The organism is Methylomonas rivi, from assembly GCF_024505165.1.
Taxonomy (GTDB): Bacteria; Pseudomonadota; Gammaproteobacteria; order Methylococcales; family Methylomonadaceae; genus Methylomonas; species Methylomonas rivi.
Genome location: NZ_JANIBK010000039.1, coordinates 15,164 through 30,916, shown reverse-complemented (window position 1 = coordinate 30,916; position 15,753 = coordinate 15,164). Strand labels below are relative to the sequence as shown.

Sequence of the window (15,753 nt, the reverse complement as noted above, 5' to 3'; positions counted from 1 at the left end):
AACCACTGGATACTTTGGTCTTAGCCATGCCGATTTCATGGAAAGGAACTCTGCAACAATACGCGGGGCGCCTACATCGTGAACACGCCACCAAAACCGATGTGCGGATAATCGATTTTGTCGACACAGGTCACCCGGCTTTACTACGGATGTGGGACAAACGTCAACGCGGATATCGGGCAATGGGCTACCGAATGGCAGTTCTAAACTGATCAAGCATACGGGTTCGATTGGTAAATGACCAATCGAACCCGTAGCTGATTTGCAATCGGTAGCCTATTTAAGTGCAAAGTGATGCCTAAGAACTGAAATCGTGTACGCGATCGTATACTTCTGGTTTTACCAATAAATAATTCATTCAATTTCAGTTGGTTAGTGTTAATCCTAGTCCGGTCTGAGCACCATTTATGCATCCAAACGGATGCAACCCAATCCAAAAACCCGCAAGTTTACTGGCTTCGCGGGTTTTTTATTGTCCGCCGCAATCCAACGAAAACTAGCCAAGTACATCGGCATAAGTAAACGGCAGCGGTTCGTCGATACGACTGTTGCAGTGTGTCAGGAAAAGTGTCGACACATCACTTTCGCCTGGCTGCTGAAAATCTTACGTTACTTTTCACTCATTTTTGGCACCTTTATGTAATACGGCACCCTCTTAAACGGCTGTCCGAAAATTGGGGCCCACTATCATCACCTCAATTCAAATTGCTTCCCCTTCCTTATATCATGCCGGCAAATTGATACTGCCTGCCGCAAAAATCACCGCCTGGCCGCCGATGCGGATGGTTAGTTTTTCCAGCTGCTTGTTATCCATTTCCAGTTGCAGCAGGCTGCGGCGGGTTGAGATTTCACCGCGTTCGACCGCAAAACTGTGGGTACCTTTTTGGGTATGCTCGAACGAACAGAGATAACTGCAAAACGCCGGCATGGCGCTGCCGACCGGCGGGTCGTCACGCAGGCTGATATTCGGCCCCAGCAGGCGGGTGTTGAAATCGGCATCCGGATTGGGCGATTTGGGCGCGAACAACAGGATTTCCTGCGCGGCGGTTTGCGGGGCGGCGGACTGGCTCCAGGCCGGATAATTGAAGCGGGCCTTGCGCACCGATTCGTAACTCCAGACCGGTACGATCAGGTACGGAAAGCCGCAGGAGACCAGACGCGGCGAATATTTTTTATGGTCCAGGTCGGCGATCTGCAAGCCCAGAAATCGGCTGAGTTCCTCGTCGGTGGGCGCGAACCGGTCGATAATGGCGCTGTCGCTGCGGCTGAATTGCACAAAACTGGGTTTGCCCGCCGTGCCGGATATGTTGACTTCAACCGGCCCGCTATTTTGCTCCACTACGATCTTGGTCAGCGTGCCGGTTAGGTTGATCTCGCCGCATTCGGCCAACACGTAAGCGGTGGCGATGATGGGATGGCCGGCAAAATCGATTTCCCGCAACGGCGAAAAAATCCGCATTCGCCGCCGCTGCTCCGCGCCGGGTTCATGCGACACAAACACCGTCTCGGTCAGGTTGAGTTCCTTGGCGATCGCGGCCATGGTGTCGGTGCTTAAACCGTCGGCGGCCGGAAACACCGCAATCTGAGCGCCGTTGAACAGCTGATTGGTAAAAACGTCGGCAATGTAATAGTGGTATTTCATGGTTTACTCCGGCATCTGGATGGCGACCCGGTCGTTTTCGATCCGGGCCGGGTAGGCGGGCACGCTGACGGTAGCGTCTTCAAAACAAATGCCGGTTTGCAGATTGAAATGCTGCTTGTACATCGGCGAAGCCAGCATCGGCTGGCCGCCCAAATCGCCCACCATGCCGCGCGACAGCACATTGGCCTCGCTGAACGGATCGAAATTGCCGACGGCGTACACGGCATGCAATCTCGGCAGGTAAAAAATCGCCACCTGCCGTCCCGCTACCAAGGCGCAGACGCCGGAATCCGGCTGCAGGTCGTCGATATGACAGACATCTATCCATGCGCTCATGTTATGCCGCCTCTTCGATCAGTTTAAAATGCCTGCGTTCTTCCGCATTGGCCGGACGCACCTGGCCGCGTTCCTCCACGAACACCACATTGTCGTCGGCTTGGTCGCTGTTGACGAAGTGACGGAAGCGTTTGAGTTTTTGTGCGTCTTGCAAGGTGGTTTTCCACTCGCATTGATAGGTGGCTATGACATGTTGCATTTGCTGCTCCAATTCTTCGGCTAGCCCCAGGCGGTCTTCCAGAATCACCGCTTTCAAGTAATCCAGGCCGCCCTCCATGTTTTCCATCCACACCGACGTGCGTTGCAGGCGGGCGGCGGTGCGCACATAAAAAATCAACACCCGGTCAATGTATTTGACCAAGGTTTCCTTGTCCAGATTGGTGGCGAATAAATCCGCATGGCGCGGTTTCATGCCGCCGTTGCCGCAAACGTATAAATTCCAGCCGTTTTCGGTGGCGATGACGCCGATGTCCTTGCCTTGTGCTTCGGCGCATTCGCGGGTGCAGCCGGACACTGCGAACTTGATTTTATGCGGCGCCCGCAGGCCTTTATAGCGGTTTTCCAGTTCTATCGCCAAGCCGACGCTGTCGTCGACGCCAAACCGGCACCAGGTGCTGCCGACGCAGGATTTAACCGTGCGCAGCGATTTGCCGTAGGCGTGGCCGGATTCGAAACCGGCGGCTATCAGCTCTTGCCAGATCAACGGCAATTGCTCGACCCGGGCGCCGAATAAATCCACCCGCTGGCCGCCGGTGATTTTGGTGTACAGGCCGTATTTTTTCGCCACTTGCCCCAGCGCGATCAAACCGTCCGGGGTGATCTCGCCGCCGGTGACGCGCGGTACCACCGAATAGGTGCCGTCCTTTTGCATGTTGGCCAAATAAGTGTCGTTGGTGTCCTGCAGGCCGATGTGCGGCTTTTCCAGAATATAGTCGTTCCAGTAGGACGCCAGTATCGAGCCCACCGCCTGTTTGCAGACTTCGCAGCCCAAGCCGCGGCCGTGTTTATCCAACAGTTCGTCGAAGGTTTTGATCTGTTCCACCATGATCAGGTTGTATAAATCCTGGCGGGTGTGTGGGAAATGCTCGCAAATGTCGGTACTGACTTCCACGCCCTGTTTGATCAGCTCGCAATCCAATACCGATTTCAACAAGGCGGCGCAGCCGCCGCAGCCGGTGGCGGCCTTGGTTTCGGCTTTTAGTTGACCCATGGTGGTGCAGCCGGCTTCGATGGCGCCGCAGACCTGGCCTTTGCTGACATCGTGGCAGGAGCAGATTTGCGCCGAAGCGGGCAGGGCGTCCGGGCCCAAACCGACCGATTCGTCGTGGCGTTGCGGCAAAATCAGCGAATCCGGATTTTCCGGCAACTCGATGCCGTTTAAACAATATTGCAACAAGGTGCTGTAGCCCGAGGCTTCGCCTACCAGCACAGCGCCCAATAGTTGTTTTTTGTCCTGGCTGACCACCAAACGTTTGTAGATTTCGCTGGAGCCGTTTTGGTAGGTGTACACCAGCGCGCCCTGGGTTCTGGCATGGGCATCGCCTATGCTGGCCACGTCGACGCCCATCAGTTTCAGCTTGGTACTCATGTCCGCGCCGGTAAAGCCGGCTTCCGCGCCGGCCAAATCGGCGGCCGCGGTTCGGGCCATGGTGTAACCGGGGGCTACCAGACCGAAAATCTGGCCGTTCCACAGCGCGCATTCGCCTATCGCGTAAATATCGGGGTCGGAGGTTTTGCATTGATTGTCGATGACGATGCCGCCGCGCGGGCCGACTTCCAGTCCGCAGGCGCGGGCGATGTCGTCGCGCGGCCGGATGCCGGCGGAAAACAAAATCAGGTCGGTTTCCAGGACTTCGCCGTCGGCGAAATTCATTTTATGCAGGCATTGTTCGCCGTCGTCGATCAAGCTGGTGTTCTTGTTCAGATGTACCTTGACGCCCAGGGCCTGGATTTTTTGCCGCAACATGGCGCCGCCGCCGTCGTCCAGTTGCACGGCCATCAGCCGGGGGGCGAATTCCACCACATGGGTTTCCAGGCCCAAGTCTGTTAAGGCCTTGGCCGCTTCCAAGCCCAACAAGCCGCCGCCCACCACGGTGCCGATTTTGGATTTTTCGGCGGCGGCCTTAATGGCTTCCAAATCTTCGATGGTGCGGTAAACCAGGCATTGCGCCCTATCATGGCCGGGTACCGGCGGCACAAAAGGATAGGAACCGGTGGCCAGTACCAGCTTGTCGTAAGCGATGACCACGCCGTTGGCGGAGGTGACCCGTTTTTGCTGGCGGTCTATGCTGGCGGCGCGGTCGCCCAGATGAATTTCGATGCCGTGTTCGGCGAAAAATCCGGGGCTGACCAGCGACAAATCCTCGGCGGTTTTCCCGGTAAAGTATTCCGATAAATGCACCCGGTCGTAAGCCGCTCTGGGTTCTTCGCAAAAAGTGACGATATGGAATTGATCTTTGGCGGCGGTTTCGACCAGCTTGGTCAGAAAATGCTGGCCGACCATGCCGTTGCCGATCACCACCAGGGTTTGTTTTGTATTCATGCCAGACCTCTTTAAAAAATAACCGATATGTTTCTCCGCCCGGTAAGGCGGGCCGCATAATCCTTGCCTGCTGGGCGGGTCAAAATTTGGGCAAAAAAAAAGGCGGCCTGAATTGAAATGACGGATTCATTTCAATCAGGACGCCTTTGTCCAACTAACAATGACAAGGTAAGCTCAGCGGGAGACTTAACCCGGTAAAAGCAATATAAATGCCAAAACAAAAAATACAGCTAATTCAATTATTTGTTGATTTTGGCTTTAATAACTGTCGGCTCGTCGCACCCAAATAAGGCGGGGGCATAAAGAATTTGCACCAGGATGGGTCGGTTGCCGGCTTGGAACTGCCCGGACGTACTGGCCGGCGTTCGCTGGCACATAAGCTGCTAACTAAATCTGCACTGTTATTCATTGGAATCCTTATGTCTATCGCACCCTTCAAACTGGTGGCCATGCAGAGAAAAAGCAAAATTCTACACTTGAGCTGGATGGCGTTTTTCATCAGTTTTGTGGTCTGGTTCAATCATGCGCCCTTGATGATGCTGATTAAGCAGGATTTGGGCATCAGCGATGCCGAAGTCGAAATCATCCTGCTGTTGAACGTGGCATTGACGATTCCGGCCCGAGTGATTATCGGGCTGGTAGTGGACCGGTTCGGCGCCAGAATCAGTTACAGCGTTTTGCTGGCGGTCTGCAGCCTGCCTTGTTTTATGTTTGCCCTTGCCGAGGATTTTGCCCAATTGGCTTGGTCGCGATTTTTGTTGGGCTTCATCGGCGCGGGTTTTGTGGTGGGGGTGCGTATCATCGGCGATTGGTTTCCGTCCAGCCAGATGGGCATTGCGGAAGGCATTTATGCCGGTTGGGGTAATTTCGGTTCGGCGGCGGCGGCGATATTGTTGCCGGGGTTGGCGTTATATTTTGGGCCCGAAAACGGCTGGCGCTATGCCATTGCCTCTACCGGCGTGCTGGCACTGTTGTTTTCCTGGGCATATTACCGCAATGTGGAAAACTTCCCGCCCGAGTTGGCAGGACTGAAAAGCAAGCGCGCCAGCAGCATGGAAGTTACCAGCATCAACGATTTATTCCTCTATATAGTGAGCCTGTTGCCGCTGTACGCTTCGTTATCGTTATTGGTGTGGAAACTGGCCGGCCTGGACGACCCCATTCTGGCCGACCGCTGGCCGCTGGTATTGCATGCGGGTATTTGGCTGGTGTTTTTGTGGCATGCCCGCCAATTGGTCAATACCAACGCCGAACGCTTGAGCCAGCCGATCCCCAGCATTCATCATTACCGCTACCGGCAAGTGGCAATTTTGGCCATCGCCTATTTGATAACCTTCGGTTCCAAATTGGCGGTGCTATCCATGTTGCCGATGTTTTTCTTCAAGACTTTTAGCGCCAGCCAAAATATATCCATGCTGGATGCCGGCCTGCTGGCTTCCAGTTTTGTGATGACCAATATCGTGGCCCGTCCGGCGGGCGGCTGGGCGAGCGACCGTATCGGCCGCAAATTGTCCATTTTGCTGTTCACCTGCGGTTTGGCGGGCGGCTATTTGCTGATGGCGCTGATCTCCGCGCAATGGTCCATCGGTTTGGCCGTGTTGGTCACCCTGGTTTGCGCGTTGTTCATGCAGGCGGCCGAGGGGGCGATATTCGCCTTCGTACCGTTGGTCAGGCGGGCCATTACCGGCGAAGTGGCGGGTATTGTGGGGGCTTACGGCAATGCCGGCGCCATCGTATTTCTGATTCTATTGACCTTTTTGTCGTACACCGGCTTTTTTTTACTGCTGGGGGGCTGTTGCTTATTGTTGCTGGGATTGATCGTCTATCTGGAAGAGCCGAAAAACTTTATCACTCAAATCCTGCCTGACGGCACCGTGATTAAAATCGAACTGGAATAGCCATGGCCCCACTCAAAGTCCTGGTTATCGATGAATTCGATTCCGACCTGGTGTTGGAACAAAGCCTGACCGCGCACGGCTACCAAGTGGCCACCCTTAAACTGCAGGCCTTGAATCTGTTGGCGGTGGTGAAAAGCCTGCAGCCGGATGCGGTGGTACTGAACTTGTACGCGCCTTGCGAAAAAGTCTTGGAGATGATCTTAAGCATTAACCAGGAATACTCGGTGCCGGTGATTGTGTTTGCCGAGGACCAGCAGACAGAGACGATTAATAAAGTCATCAAGGCCGGCGTCAGCGCGTATATCGTCGACGGCCTGGAACCCCGCCGTATCAAAGCCATCATCGAGGTGGCCATTGCCCGCTTCAAGGAGCAAAAAGCCTTAAAGGACGAACTGCAAAAAACCAAGAATCAGCTCGAGGAACGCAAATTGGTGGATCGCGCCAAGGCGATCCTGATCCAATCCCAAAATTACAACGAAGATCAGGCTTATCACGCCCTGCGCAAACTGGCGATGGACAGAAAAGTGTCGCTGGGCGAGATGGCCAAAAACGTCATCGCCATGGCGGAGTTGTTTAAGTGATCCCGCCGCTTAGCGCTTGACGAAACATTCGGTCCCGGCCTTGCGACCGCGCCGGTTCTGGTAAAATCGACTCGATTCCACCCGCCGGCAATGCGGCACCAGTGCCGAATGTGGGAGCACACCTATCACCCGGAAGCCTGTCAATGAGAATTCTATTAGTCGAAGACGACGCCGTTTTGGGCGACGGTCTGTCCCTCAGTCTGTCCGACTGGGGCTTTGACGTCACGCTGGCGGAGACAGGCGGTTATGCCGGCGGCGCGTTAGCCACGCAGCCCTACGATCTGGTGATTCTCGACCTCGGTTTGCCCGATATGGACGGGCGCGATGTGCTGCGGCAATTGCGGGCGCGAAAATCCGCCGTGCCGGTATTGATACTGACGGCCCGCGACGGCCTTAACGACCGCGTCGGCGGCCTGGAATTGGGGGCCGACGATTATATGACCAAGCCTTTCGAGTTGCGGGAACTGGAAGCGCGTGTCAGAGCGCTATTGCGCCGAAGTCATGGCGGTTTTGATCACGAGATTCGGTTTGGCGGGCTCACACTGAATACCCGCGATCAACAAATCTCGATCGATGGGGTTCCTTTGGGATTACCGCCCAGAGAATATGGGGTATTGGAAGCCTTGTTGCTGCAAAGCGGGCGCGTGGTCAGCAAGGATAGTATCGCTCAGCGCCTCGCCGCGCATTCGGAGGAACTGGCCGACAATGCCATCGAGGTATACGTGCATCGGCTACGCAAGCGCCTGGAGCCCTTGAATATTAACATTCGTACAGTACGCGGACTCGGCTATCTGTTGGAGCATAATCATGATGCATAAATCCAAAAGTCTGAGGGCGCAGTTGATCGCCAGACTGACATTGCCCCTATTGGTTGTCGTGATACTGGATGCGGTCGCCTCTTATTATGTCGCCATGTATTTCACCGACCAAGCTTATGACCGTTGGTTGCTGGATTCGGCTAGATCATTGGTGCAAGAGGTTAAGGTTAAAGACGATCACGTTACCTTCGAATTGCCGCCCATCGCTACGGAAGTGTTCCGTTGGGATGACATGGACGAAACCTTTTATAAGGTGGAAGCGGAAAGCATTGGATTCATGGCGGGGGATGGCAGCCTACCCAGTCCCGCCATAGCGGGCCTGAACCAGAATAAACCTTATTTTTTCGACGGCAGAATAGACGATAGGCCGGTCAGGGTGGCGTCTGTGCTCACAGTGCCGGAAGCTGGCGGCGATCGGGTTTTGGTGTCGGTGGCCGAAACCGTCAACAAACGGCGGAGCATGATGAGCGAATTGCTGCTGGCCGTCATTCTGCCGCAGATTTTGCTGGTGTTGATTACCGGCTTTCATATCTGGACAGGTGTCAATCGAGGGTTAAGTCCGCTTCGCGATTTAGCCAGGCTGATCGGCAAACGTTCGGCCAGGGACTTCGCCCCCATACCCGATACCGGCGTGCCGCTGGAAGTACGCTCATTAACCGACACGATCAACGGTTTGTTGCAAAGGCTGGGATCGACACTGATTACGCAACAGCGCTTCATCGAAAACGCGGCGCATCAATTGAGGACGCCATTGGCGGGTTTGAAGATTCAGGCGGAACGGGCTCTCAGTGCCGACAACCCGGAAACCATGCGGTTGGCGCTATCGCACATCCAGAATTCCGCCAATCGCGTCGCTCACTTAAACACCCAGCTATTGGTACTTGCGCGATCGGAATCTATCTCGCATGGCGTGCCTGAGTTTCGCTTAATCGACCTGGCCCGATTGGCACGCGACTGCTGTATGGATTGGGTGCCTAGAGCGTTGGATCGCAAAATCGAACTGGGTTTCGAGGCGCCGGATAGCGCCGTGCGGATTAGCGGTGATGATGTTCTGCTGCGCGAATTGCTGGGTAATTTGTTGGACAACGCGATCGGCTATGGCAAGGCGGGCGGTTATATCGGCGTCAGCATTGAATCTGCTCCACATGCCCGCTTGATCGTGGAAGACGACGGTCCGGGCATTCCTGTCGGCGAACAAGACAAAATTTTCGAACGCTTTTACCGCGTGCCCGGTAGTCCGGGAGACGGTTGCGGACTGGGTTTGGCCATCGTCAAGGAAATTGCCGACCTGCATGCCGCTCAAATCAACATCGGCGACAGATTGCCCATGCACAAGGGTACGCGGATCGAAATCGTCTTTACCGGGTAATAATCTTCCGGCCCTTTACAGTCATTGATTCACCGGATGAAAGGTTAATGTAAGGATGGCCGCTTAAAATCTCGATATTGCTATTTTGAAAGTCGAGATTCATGTTTTCTCACCGCGTTGCAAACCTCCCGATCGAGCCGATTTATCGCGCCGGCAGGAAAATACCATGCTGACCGCCAGATTTATCCACCGCCCGGTACTCTCCATTGTCATGGCCATTCTGACGGTTTTGATCGGTCTGTTGTCGGTCACCCGGCTTTCCGTCACGCAGTTTCCGGAAATTGCGCCGCCCGAGGTCACCGTCACCACTAAATTTATCGGCGCCAATGCCGAGGCCTGCGTCAAAGCGGTGGTCACGCCGCTGGAACGCGCCATCAACGGTGTGCCCGGCATGGCGTATATGTCGTCGGTGTCCGGCAACGACGGCGTCAGCGTGATACAGATTATCTTTAAAGCCGGAACCGATCCGGAAGTGGCCTCCGTCAACGTGCAGAACCGGGTGGCCTCGGTGTTGGACGAGCTGCCCGAAGAGGCGATTAAAGCCGGGGTCATCGTCGAGAAGGTGCAAAACAGCATGCTGTTGTACATCAATATTCTCAGCAACGATCCGAGCCTGGATGAAAAGTTTCTATACAACTTTACCGATATCAACGTGCTCAGGGAGCTGAAACGTATCGAGGGCGTGGGCTTTGCCGACATCATGGGGGCACGGGAATACGCGATGCGGGTTTGGCTGAAGCCCGAGAAATTGCTGATGTACAACATTTCGCCGACCGAAGTCATCGAGCAATTGAGAGCGTACAATGTCGAAGCCGCGCCCGGAAAAATAGGCGAAAGCTCCGGGCGGGACGCGCAAGCGATGCAATACATTTTGAAATACACCGGCAAATACAACACCGTGGAAGACTATGAAAACATCGTCTTGAGCGGTAAAAGCGACGGCGAAATTTTAAGACTGAAAGACGTCGCCGAAGTCGCTTTCGATTCGCAGGATTACGATGTGCTCTCCAAGGAAAACGGCCAGCCGTCGGCGGCCATCATGCTGAAACAACGGCCCGGCAGCAATGCCAAGGAAGTGATAGCCAACATCAAAAAAACCATGGAAGAGATTAAAGCCGGTTCGTTTCCGCCGGGCATGGACTATAGCCTGAGTTACGACGTCTCCAAATTTTTGGATGCCTCCATTCACGAAGTCATCAAAACCTTGCTGGAAGCCTTTGTGTTGGTGGCCTTGGTGGTGTTCGTTTTTCTGCAGGATGTCCGTTCCACCCTGATTCCAGTCGTCACCGTGCCGGTTTCGTTGATAGGCACGTTTTTCTTCCTGCATGTGATGGGCTTTTCGTTAAACTTGATTACCTTGTTTGCGTTGGTGCTGGCGATCGGTATCGTCATCGACGACTCCATCGTGGTGATTGAAGCGGTACATGCCAAGCTGGAACAAGGCAATATCGGCCCAAAACGGGCCACCGAACAAGCCATGCGGGAAATCGGCGGGGCCATTGTCGCGATCACTTTGGTAATGTCGGCGGTGTTTTTGCCAGTGTCGTTTATGGAAGGTTCTGCCGGCATATTTTTCCGGCAATTTTCCTTGACCATGGCGTTTTCCATCGTATTGTCCGGCATCACCGCCTTGACCTTGACGCCCGCCCTTTGCGCAGTTTTTTTAAAAAATATTCACCATCACGAACCGCGGGACAGAACCGGACTGGAAAAGTTCTTCGCCGGCTTCAATCGCTGGTACAACGGGCTGGCCGAGCGTTATAAAAGTCTGATCAGGCTGATAGCCAATCGCAGACTCGTTACCTTCGGAATTTTACTCGGATTCTCGTTCGGCGCGGGTTTGATCGGTAACCGAGTGCCTTCCGGCTTTATTCCGCAAGAAGATCAAGGGACTATTTACGCCAATATCACTACGCCGTCTGGCGCCACGCTGGAACGCACCGAAAACGTAGTGGATGAAGTGCAGCGTATCGCAGCGGAGCTTCAGGCGGTGGATTCGGTCTCCAGCTTGGCCGGCTTCAGCGTGCTGTCGGACGGTACCGGGGCGGTTTACGGCATGAACCTGATCAGCTTGAAGGACTGGCAAGACAGAAGCCTTTCCGATAAAGAGGTCATCAAACTGCTGCAGGAGAAGACTCAACATATTAAAGACGGCGGCATCGAGTTTTTTACTCCGCCGCCGGTGCCCGGCTTCGGTAATTCCAGCGGTTTCGAAATGCGTTTGTTGGATAAAACCGGCGGCAGCCTGGAAAATTTGCAGAAAGTGGCCGACGCCTTTGTGGACGAGCTCAACCGGCGGCCGGAAATCAGCAACGCTTTTACCACCTTCAATACCCGCTTTCCGCAATTTCTGTTGCACGTCGATATCGACAAGGCGGCGCAAAAAGGCGTCACCACCGAAAACGCCATGAGCACCTTGCAAACGCTGATCGGCAGCGAATACGCCACCAATTTCATCCGCTTCGGCCAGATGTACCGGGTCATGGTGCAAGCCTTGCCGGAATACCGCGCCAAACCGGACGATTTGCTGAAACTCTACATCAAAAATAAAGACGGCAATATGGTGCCGTTTTCGGCCTTTTTGCGGGTGGAAAAGGTCTACGGCCCCGAACAGGTCACGCGTTACAACATGTACACTTCAGCCATGATCAACGGTCAGCCAGCGGAAGGCTATAGTAGCGGCCAAGCCATTGAAGCCATCAAACAGGTAGCCGCGCAAAAATTGCCCAAGGGCTTCGGTTACGACTGGGCAGGCTCGTCACGCGACGAGGCCAACGCTGGTCATCAGGCCATTTTTATCTTTCTGATTTGCCTGTTATTCGTCTATCTGCTGCTGGCCGCGCAATACGAGAGCTTTCTGTTGCCCTTGCCGGTGATCCTATCCTTGCCGATAGGCATCTTCGGCGCCTTATGTTTTTTGTGGATGATGGGGCTGGAAAACAATATCTATGCGCAAATCGCCATGATCATGCTGATCGGCATCCTGGGTAAAAACGCCATTTTGATTATCGAGTTCGCCGCGTTGAAACACAAACAAGGCCAATCGCCGTTCGAAGCCGCCATAGCCGGCGCCGTCTTGCGTCTGCGCCCCATCCTGATGACATCGTTCGCCTTCGTCGCTGGTCTGATTCCGTTGATGTTCGCTTCCGGTGCCGGCGAAATCGGCAATAACACCCTGGGTTCGGCAGCGGCCGGCGGCATGATATTCGGTACTATTTTCGGCGTCATCGTCATTCCCGGCTTATATGTGGTGTTTGCCGGATTCGCTGATAAACATCGGCGGCATGATCGAACGGAAAAAGCCCCATTCACCGAAACGTTTTAACCGTGCATGTAGCCGGGATAGCATTATCGCCTTGCCGTTTCGTTGCTGGCCTTGGCCGGCAACGGCTGCGGCAATCCGAACACCGATTTGGCAATCCCCGGTCTGCCGATATACCGGCCACGTTTCAGGATGATCAGGATAAACCGGACAGCACGCCCGCCGCCAACATCAACTGGCGCGAATATTTTGCCGACCCTCATCTGCCGGCCTCGATCAATGCGGGCGTGGCCAATAACTACGATCTGTAAATCGCCGACTTAAGCAACAATAACAATAGCATTTTACAGAGGAGTTAACCATGCAAGACGAGCGGAATCCGAAAGCACAGATCGCACAAAAACGCCGCTATTTCGGTCTCGAAGAAGCGATTTTTATCTTGCTGGTCATATTGTCGATTGCGGGTATTGTAATTACCGATTTTTCCCAACATGACGGCTATGCCTATTGGGCGTTCATGGTGGCGGTATTCGGTGGGCTTGCCATTTTCGTTTCTTGGTTGCAAGCCAAAACCAACGAAAATGATTTCGGCGAAATCGTCAAAGAGCAAGGGAAGCATTGGATTCACACCCTGGTTGTGGTTAGTGCCGCATCGCTAGTGATCAAATCCGGCCAATTCACCGAAATCAATGCGAGCTTGATGATCTTGATGATACTGGCCTTGGCAACCATGCTGGATGGTATGCGCATAGGTTGGCAATTCAGTTTAGTGGGTTTTTTTCTTGCCGCCTGCGCGATTATTGTCGCTTATGTCGAGCAGTTTATTTTGGCTTGTATCGGTTTGGGTGTTTTCGTGGTGGTCGGCACTTTGCTATGGGGATACTGGTTGAACAAAGATACTGTTGAATGACAAGCGTGGCCCGATGTTGAGTTTTCAATTAAAGTGCCTGAAAATCAATCAACTAAATGCATGGCAAGGTTGTTGGGATCGTCGATTGGTTTGATTGCCGCAACGATAGTTACTTTTTTCGTGACGGCTTGTTGGGATGTGATGTTAAGGTTTGCTTGAATGCGATGGCTTGGTGCTCGAGTTGTTAAGGCGTTCATTATGGAATGACTGTTAAACGCCGTGTAACGGCGTATCTTGTCTTTAACTTGTTTATTCAGGTTATGATTTATTCAAAGATTGGCAAACAGAACTTATTTTTAATTATTTGATTCTCGTTCCGCGTTCTCGGCGGTTCGATACGGTTGATGTAGTGGATATTACGCTTATTTTGGTATTGATTTTAATTAACGGCATTTTCGCGATGTCGGAAATGTCGCTGGTTTCCTCGGGCAAAGCGCGCTTGCAAAAGTTGGCCGATGAAAAACGCGCCGGCGCCGCTGCTGCCTTGAAATTGCACGATGAACCCTCGCGTTTTTTATCGACTGTTCAAGTCGGTATTACCTCGGTGGGTATTCTGAGCGGCGCATTGGGCGAGGAGGCGCTGACCGAGCCGTTAAAAGCCCAATTCAATCAATTACCGCTGTTGGCACCGTATGCCGAAAGTCTGGCCTTGGTGGCAACGGTTATCTTGATTACCTATTTCTCGGTTGTGGTCGGCGAATTGGTTCCCAAGCGTTTGGCCTTGCTGAGTCCGGAAGGCATTGCGGTGTTTGTGGCTCGGCCGATGAATGCCTTGGCGCTGATTGCCAGCCCTTTGGTTTGGCTGCTGTCTTCATCCAGCAGTCTGCTTTTGCGCATCATGAAAGCGCACCAACCGCCGCAGGCCACGGTCACGAACGAAGAAATCAAAATTCTGATGGATATCGGTTCGGAAGCGGGGGTGTTTCATGCCAGCGAAGGGCATTTGGTTTCCAATGTGCTAAAACTGGACGAACAGCGTGTCGGTGCCATCATGACCACGCGCAAGGATATTTTCGTCATCGATTTGGCCGATGAAAGCCATGAGGTGAACGGTCTTATCGCCGATTGCCCTTATTCGAGAGCGGTGATTTGCCGCGATGGCTTGGACAATGTGTTGGGCATTTTGAACCGAAGCGATCTATTGAAAACGCTGATGAATGGTGGAACGCCGGATATTACCAACACGCTACGCACACCGCTTTATGTGCCGGACACCCTGACGCTGCCGCATCTTTTAGAGTTTTTCAGGGAAAAACGCTGCGATTTTGTACTGATCGTCAATGAATACGGCGACTTGGAAGGTTTGGTCACCTTAAGCGATGTCCTGAAAGCCATCGTTGGCGATATACCCACGGCGGATGACGATTTCGATCCCGACGTGGTGCAACGCGACGATGGTTCATGGCTAGTGGATGGCGGCTTGTCGATCAACAGATTAAAATCGGTCATAGGGATGACCGGCCAGTTTCCGGGTGAAACCGCCAATTCTTTCAATACCGTGGGCGGATTTATTTTATATTTTCTGGAAAAAATTCCACGGGTGGCGGATAACTTCGTGCACGAAGGCTGGTATTTCGAAGTTGTCGATATTGATGGGACCCGGGTAGATAAAGTGCTGGTGGCAAATAAGGCCGACATGCTCAAGTAACATCTCCTTATACGCCGTAGCCAAGCTTAGGCCATGGCCGGCCATAACGTCCCGATATGGATAGGTGAGTTTTTTTATTCGCCCTCCCGCTTCGCTCGGCAGAGCCCTGTCGAAGAGTGGGCGAAAAAAATCGGGAATACCGCGTCAAGCCGCTTATGCCGCGACTGCGCTTTTGGCAATTGCTTTTCTCCGCTGAATAGTTACCTCCGCTTTTAGTTCTTATCGCAAAAGTCTTTGCTGTTTATATCCGAATAGATCGCGTCCACTAGCCTTTTGAACCAAGCCGGTCGGAAAATCACCACATACAAACCGATGCTGCTGGTAATCGGGATCGGGCCTATGCTGATGATCATGAAAATAATCAATACGACGGCGCATCGGATTCGAGGTTGGGTGGATGGATTCATGGTGGCTTTCCCGCTGCTTGTTCCGAATGGCAAATGTATACACATTTTGGTTATGTTTGTGTTAATAGTTGCCGCCGCCCCGGCATGGATGGCGAGAATCTTTCACGGCCTTGCCATCTGGAGCCAGGCAATCTCCGCCGGGATGATGACGTCGAATTCTTTCAGCCATTAACGCTAACAGAGCCAACATTTTTCCATCATTCGGTATACATGCGGCAACTCGGCCGATTATCGCCGATTCAGCCGTCTACGATCATCATCCAATCAAGTTGATCGCACCACCGATGTGCAAAAAACCAAGTTTTGTTTCAATTTTGTGCGGAGATGATGGGTTTGCAAC

At 53.4% G+C, this 15,753-nt stretch carries 14 protein-coding genes; 10 read left to right on the top strand and 4 right to left on the bottom strand.

The genetic code is table 11. The features are described from left to right. The coding region (locus tag NP596_RS09550; RefSeq protein ID WP_256615103.1) for a hypothetical protein at positions 1–212 on the top strand (212 nt) is incomplete at its 5' end. A gap of 512 nt (positions 213–724) precedes the next feature. Here NP596_RS09550 and NP596_RS09545 read toward each other — a convergent pair. From NP596_RS09545 to nirB, 3 genes are read right to left on the bottom strand one after another with little or no spacing between them, the layout of a single operon-like run. Then, positions 725–1,642: a PhzF family phenazine biosynthesis protein gene (locus tag NP596_RS09545; RefSeq protein ID WP_256615102.1), complete on the bottom strand. Its 918-nt coding sequence runs from the start codon at positions 1,640–1,642 to the stop codon at positions 725–727. A gap of 3 nt (positions 1,643–1,645) precedes the next feature. Continuing rightward, on the bottom strand, positions 1,646–1,978 hold the full coding sequence (nirD, locus tag NP596_RS09540; protein ID WP_256615101.1) for a nitrite reductase small subunit NirD: 333 nt from the start codon (positions 1,976–1,978) through the stop codon (positions 1,646–1,648). 1 nt (position 1,979) lies between these two features. Further along, positions 1,980–4,520: a nitrite reductase large subunit NirB gene (gene nirB / locus NP596_RS09535; RefSeq protein ID WP_256615100.1), complete on the bottom strand. Its 2,541-nt coding sequence runs from the start codon at positions 4,518–4,520 to the stop codon at positions 1,980–1,982. 419 nt (positions 4,521–4,939) lie between these two features. Between nirB and NP596_RS09530 the strand changes: the two genes are divergently transcribed. The 7 genes from NP596_RS09530 to NP596_RS09500 all read left to right on the top strand — a co-directional run bounded on the left by NP596_RS09530 (position 4,940) and on the right by NP596_RS09500 (position 13,358). Continuing rightward, positions 4,940–6,418 carry an MFS transporter gene (locus tag NP596_RS09530; RefSeq protein ID WP_256615099.1) on the top strand — a complete coding sequence of 493 codons (1,479 nt, stop codon included), beginning with the start codon at positions 4,940–4,942 and terminating at the stop codon, positions 6,416–6,418. Between the two features lie 2 nt (positions 6,419–6,420). Next, a complete protein-coding gene (locus NP596_RS09525; protein ID WP_256615097.1) occupies positions 6,421–6,999 on the top strand; it encodes an ANTAR domain-containing response regulator in 579 nt (192 codons plus the stop codon). A gap of 143 nt (positions 7,000–7,142) precedes the next feature. Next, positions 7,143–7,817: a response regulator gene (locus NP596_RS09520; protein ID WP_256615096.1), complete on the top strand. Its 675-nt coding sequence runs from the start codon at positions 7,143–7,145 to the stop codon at positions 7,815–7,817. After that, positions 7,807–9,186 carry a sensor histidine kinase gene (locus NP596_RS09515; protein WP_371927931.1) on the top strand — a complete coding sequence of 460 codons (1,380 nt, stop codon included), beginning with the start codon at positions 7,807–7,809 and terminating at the stop codon, positions 9,184–9,186. The genes NP596_RS09520 and NP596_RS09515 overlap by 11 nt, the downstream gene beginning before the upstream one ends. 166 nt (positions 9,187–9,352) lie before the next feature. Beyond that, the gene (locus NP596_RS09510; RefSeq protein WP_256615095.1) at positions 9,353–12,511 is read left to right on the top strand and encodes an efflux RND transporter permease subunit; all 3,159 of its coding nucleotides are present in this window, start codon (positions 9,353–9,355) and stop codon (positions 12,509–12,511) included. Between the two features lie 2 nt (positions 12,512–12,513). Beyond that, positions 12,514–12,759 carry a hypothetical protein gene (locus NP596_RS09505; protein WP_256615094.1) on the top strand — a complete coding sequence of 82 codons (246 nt, stop codon included), beginning with the start codon at positions 12,514–12,516 and terminating at the stop codon, positions 12,757–12,759. Between the two features lie 50 nt (positions 12,760–12,809). Then, positions 12,810–13,358, top strand: a complete 549-nt coding sequence (locus tag NP596_RS09500) for a hypothetical protein (RefSeq protein ID WP_256615093.1) — start codon at positions 12,810–12,812, stop codon at positions 13,356–13,358. A gap of 44 nt (positions 13,359–13,402) precedes the next feature. Here the strand turns inward: NP596_RS09500 and NP596_RS09495 are convergent, their stop codons facing one another. Beyond that, positions 13,403–13,555 (bottom strand): hypothetical protein, encoded by a 153-nt coding sequence (locus NP596_RS09495; RefSeq protein WP_256615092.1) that lies wholly within the window; start codon positions 13,553–13,555, stop codon positions 13,403–13,405. Between the two features lie 152 nt (positions 13,556–13,707). Between NP596_RS09495 and NP596_RS09490 the strand changes: the two genes are divergently transcribed. Both NP596_RS09490 and NP596_RS09480 read left to right on the top strand, forming a co-directional pair. Continuing rightward, positions 13,708–15,006 carry a hemolysin family protein gene (locus tag NP596_RS09490; RefSeq protein ID WP_256615091.1) on the top strand — a complete coding sequence of 433 codons (1,299 nt, stop codon included), beginning with the start codon at positions 13,708–13,710 and terminating at the stop codon, positions 15,004–15,006. Between the two features lie 312 nt (positions 15,007–15,318). Beyond that, positions 15,319–15,585 (top strand): hypothetical protein, encoded by a 267-nt coding sequence (locus NP596_RS09480; RefSeq protein WP_256615105.1) that lies wholly within the window; start codon positions 15,319–15,321, stop codon positions 15,583–15,585. Positions 15,586–15,753: the final 168 nt, after the last annotated feature.

Excerpts from the sequence above, each read along its gene's own strand:
- NP596_RS09545 (WP_256615102.1), bottom strand. The coding sequence starts at position 1,642 with ATGAAATACCACTATTACATTGCCGACGTTTTTACCAATCAGCTGTTC.
- nirD (WP_256615101.1), bottom strand. The coding sequence starts at position 1,978 with ATGAGCGCATGGATAGATGTCTGTCATATCGACGACCTGCAGCCGGAT.
- nirB (WP_256615100.1), bottom strand. The coding sequence starts at position 4,520 with ATGAATACAAAACAAACCCTGGTGGTGATCGGCAACGGCATGGTCGGC.
- NP596_RS09530 (WP_256615099.1), top strand. The coding sequence starts at position 4,940 with ATGTCTATCGCACCCTTCAAACTGGTGGCCATGCAGAGAAAAAGCAAA.
- NP596_RS09525 (WP_256615097.1), top strand. The coding sequence starts at position 6,421 with ATGGCCCCACTCAAAGTCCTGGTTATCGATGAATTCGATTCCGACCTG.
- NP596_RS09520 (WP_256615096.1), top strand. The coding sequence starts at position 7,143 with ATGAGAATTCTATTAGTCGAAGACGACGCCGTTTTGGGCGACGGTCTG.
- NP596_RS09515 (WP_371927931.1), top strand. The coding sequence starts at position 7,807 with ATGATGCATAAATCCAAAAGTCTGAGGGCGCAGTTGATCGCCAGACTG.
- NP596_RS09510 (WP_256615095.1), top strand. The coding sequence starts at position 9,353 with ATGCTGACCGCCAGATTTATCCACCGCCCGGTACTCTCCATTGTCATG.
- NP596_RS09500 (WP_256615093.1), top strand. The coding sequence starts at position 12,810 with ATGCAAGACGAGCGGAATCCGAAAGCACAGATCGCACAAAAACGCCGC.
- NP596_RS09495 (WP_256615092.1), bottom strand. The coding sequence starts at position 13,555 with ATGAACGCCTTAACAACTCGAGCACCAAGCCATCGCATTCAAGCAAAC.
- NP596_RS09480 (WP_256615105.1), top strand. The coding sequence starts at position 15,319 with ATGCTGCTGGTAATCGGGATCGGGCCTATGCTGATGATCATGAAAATA.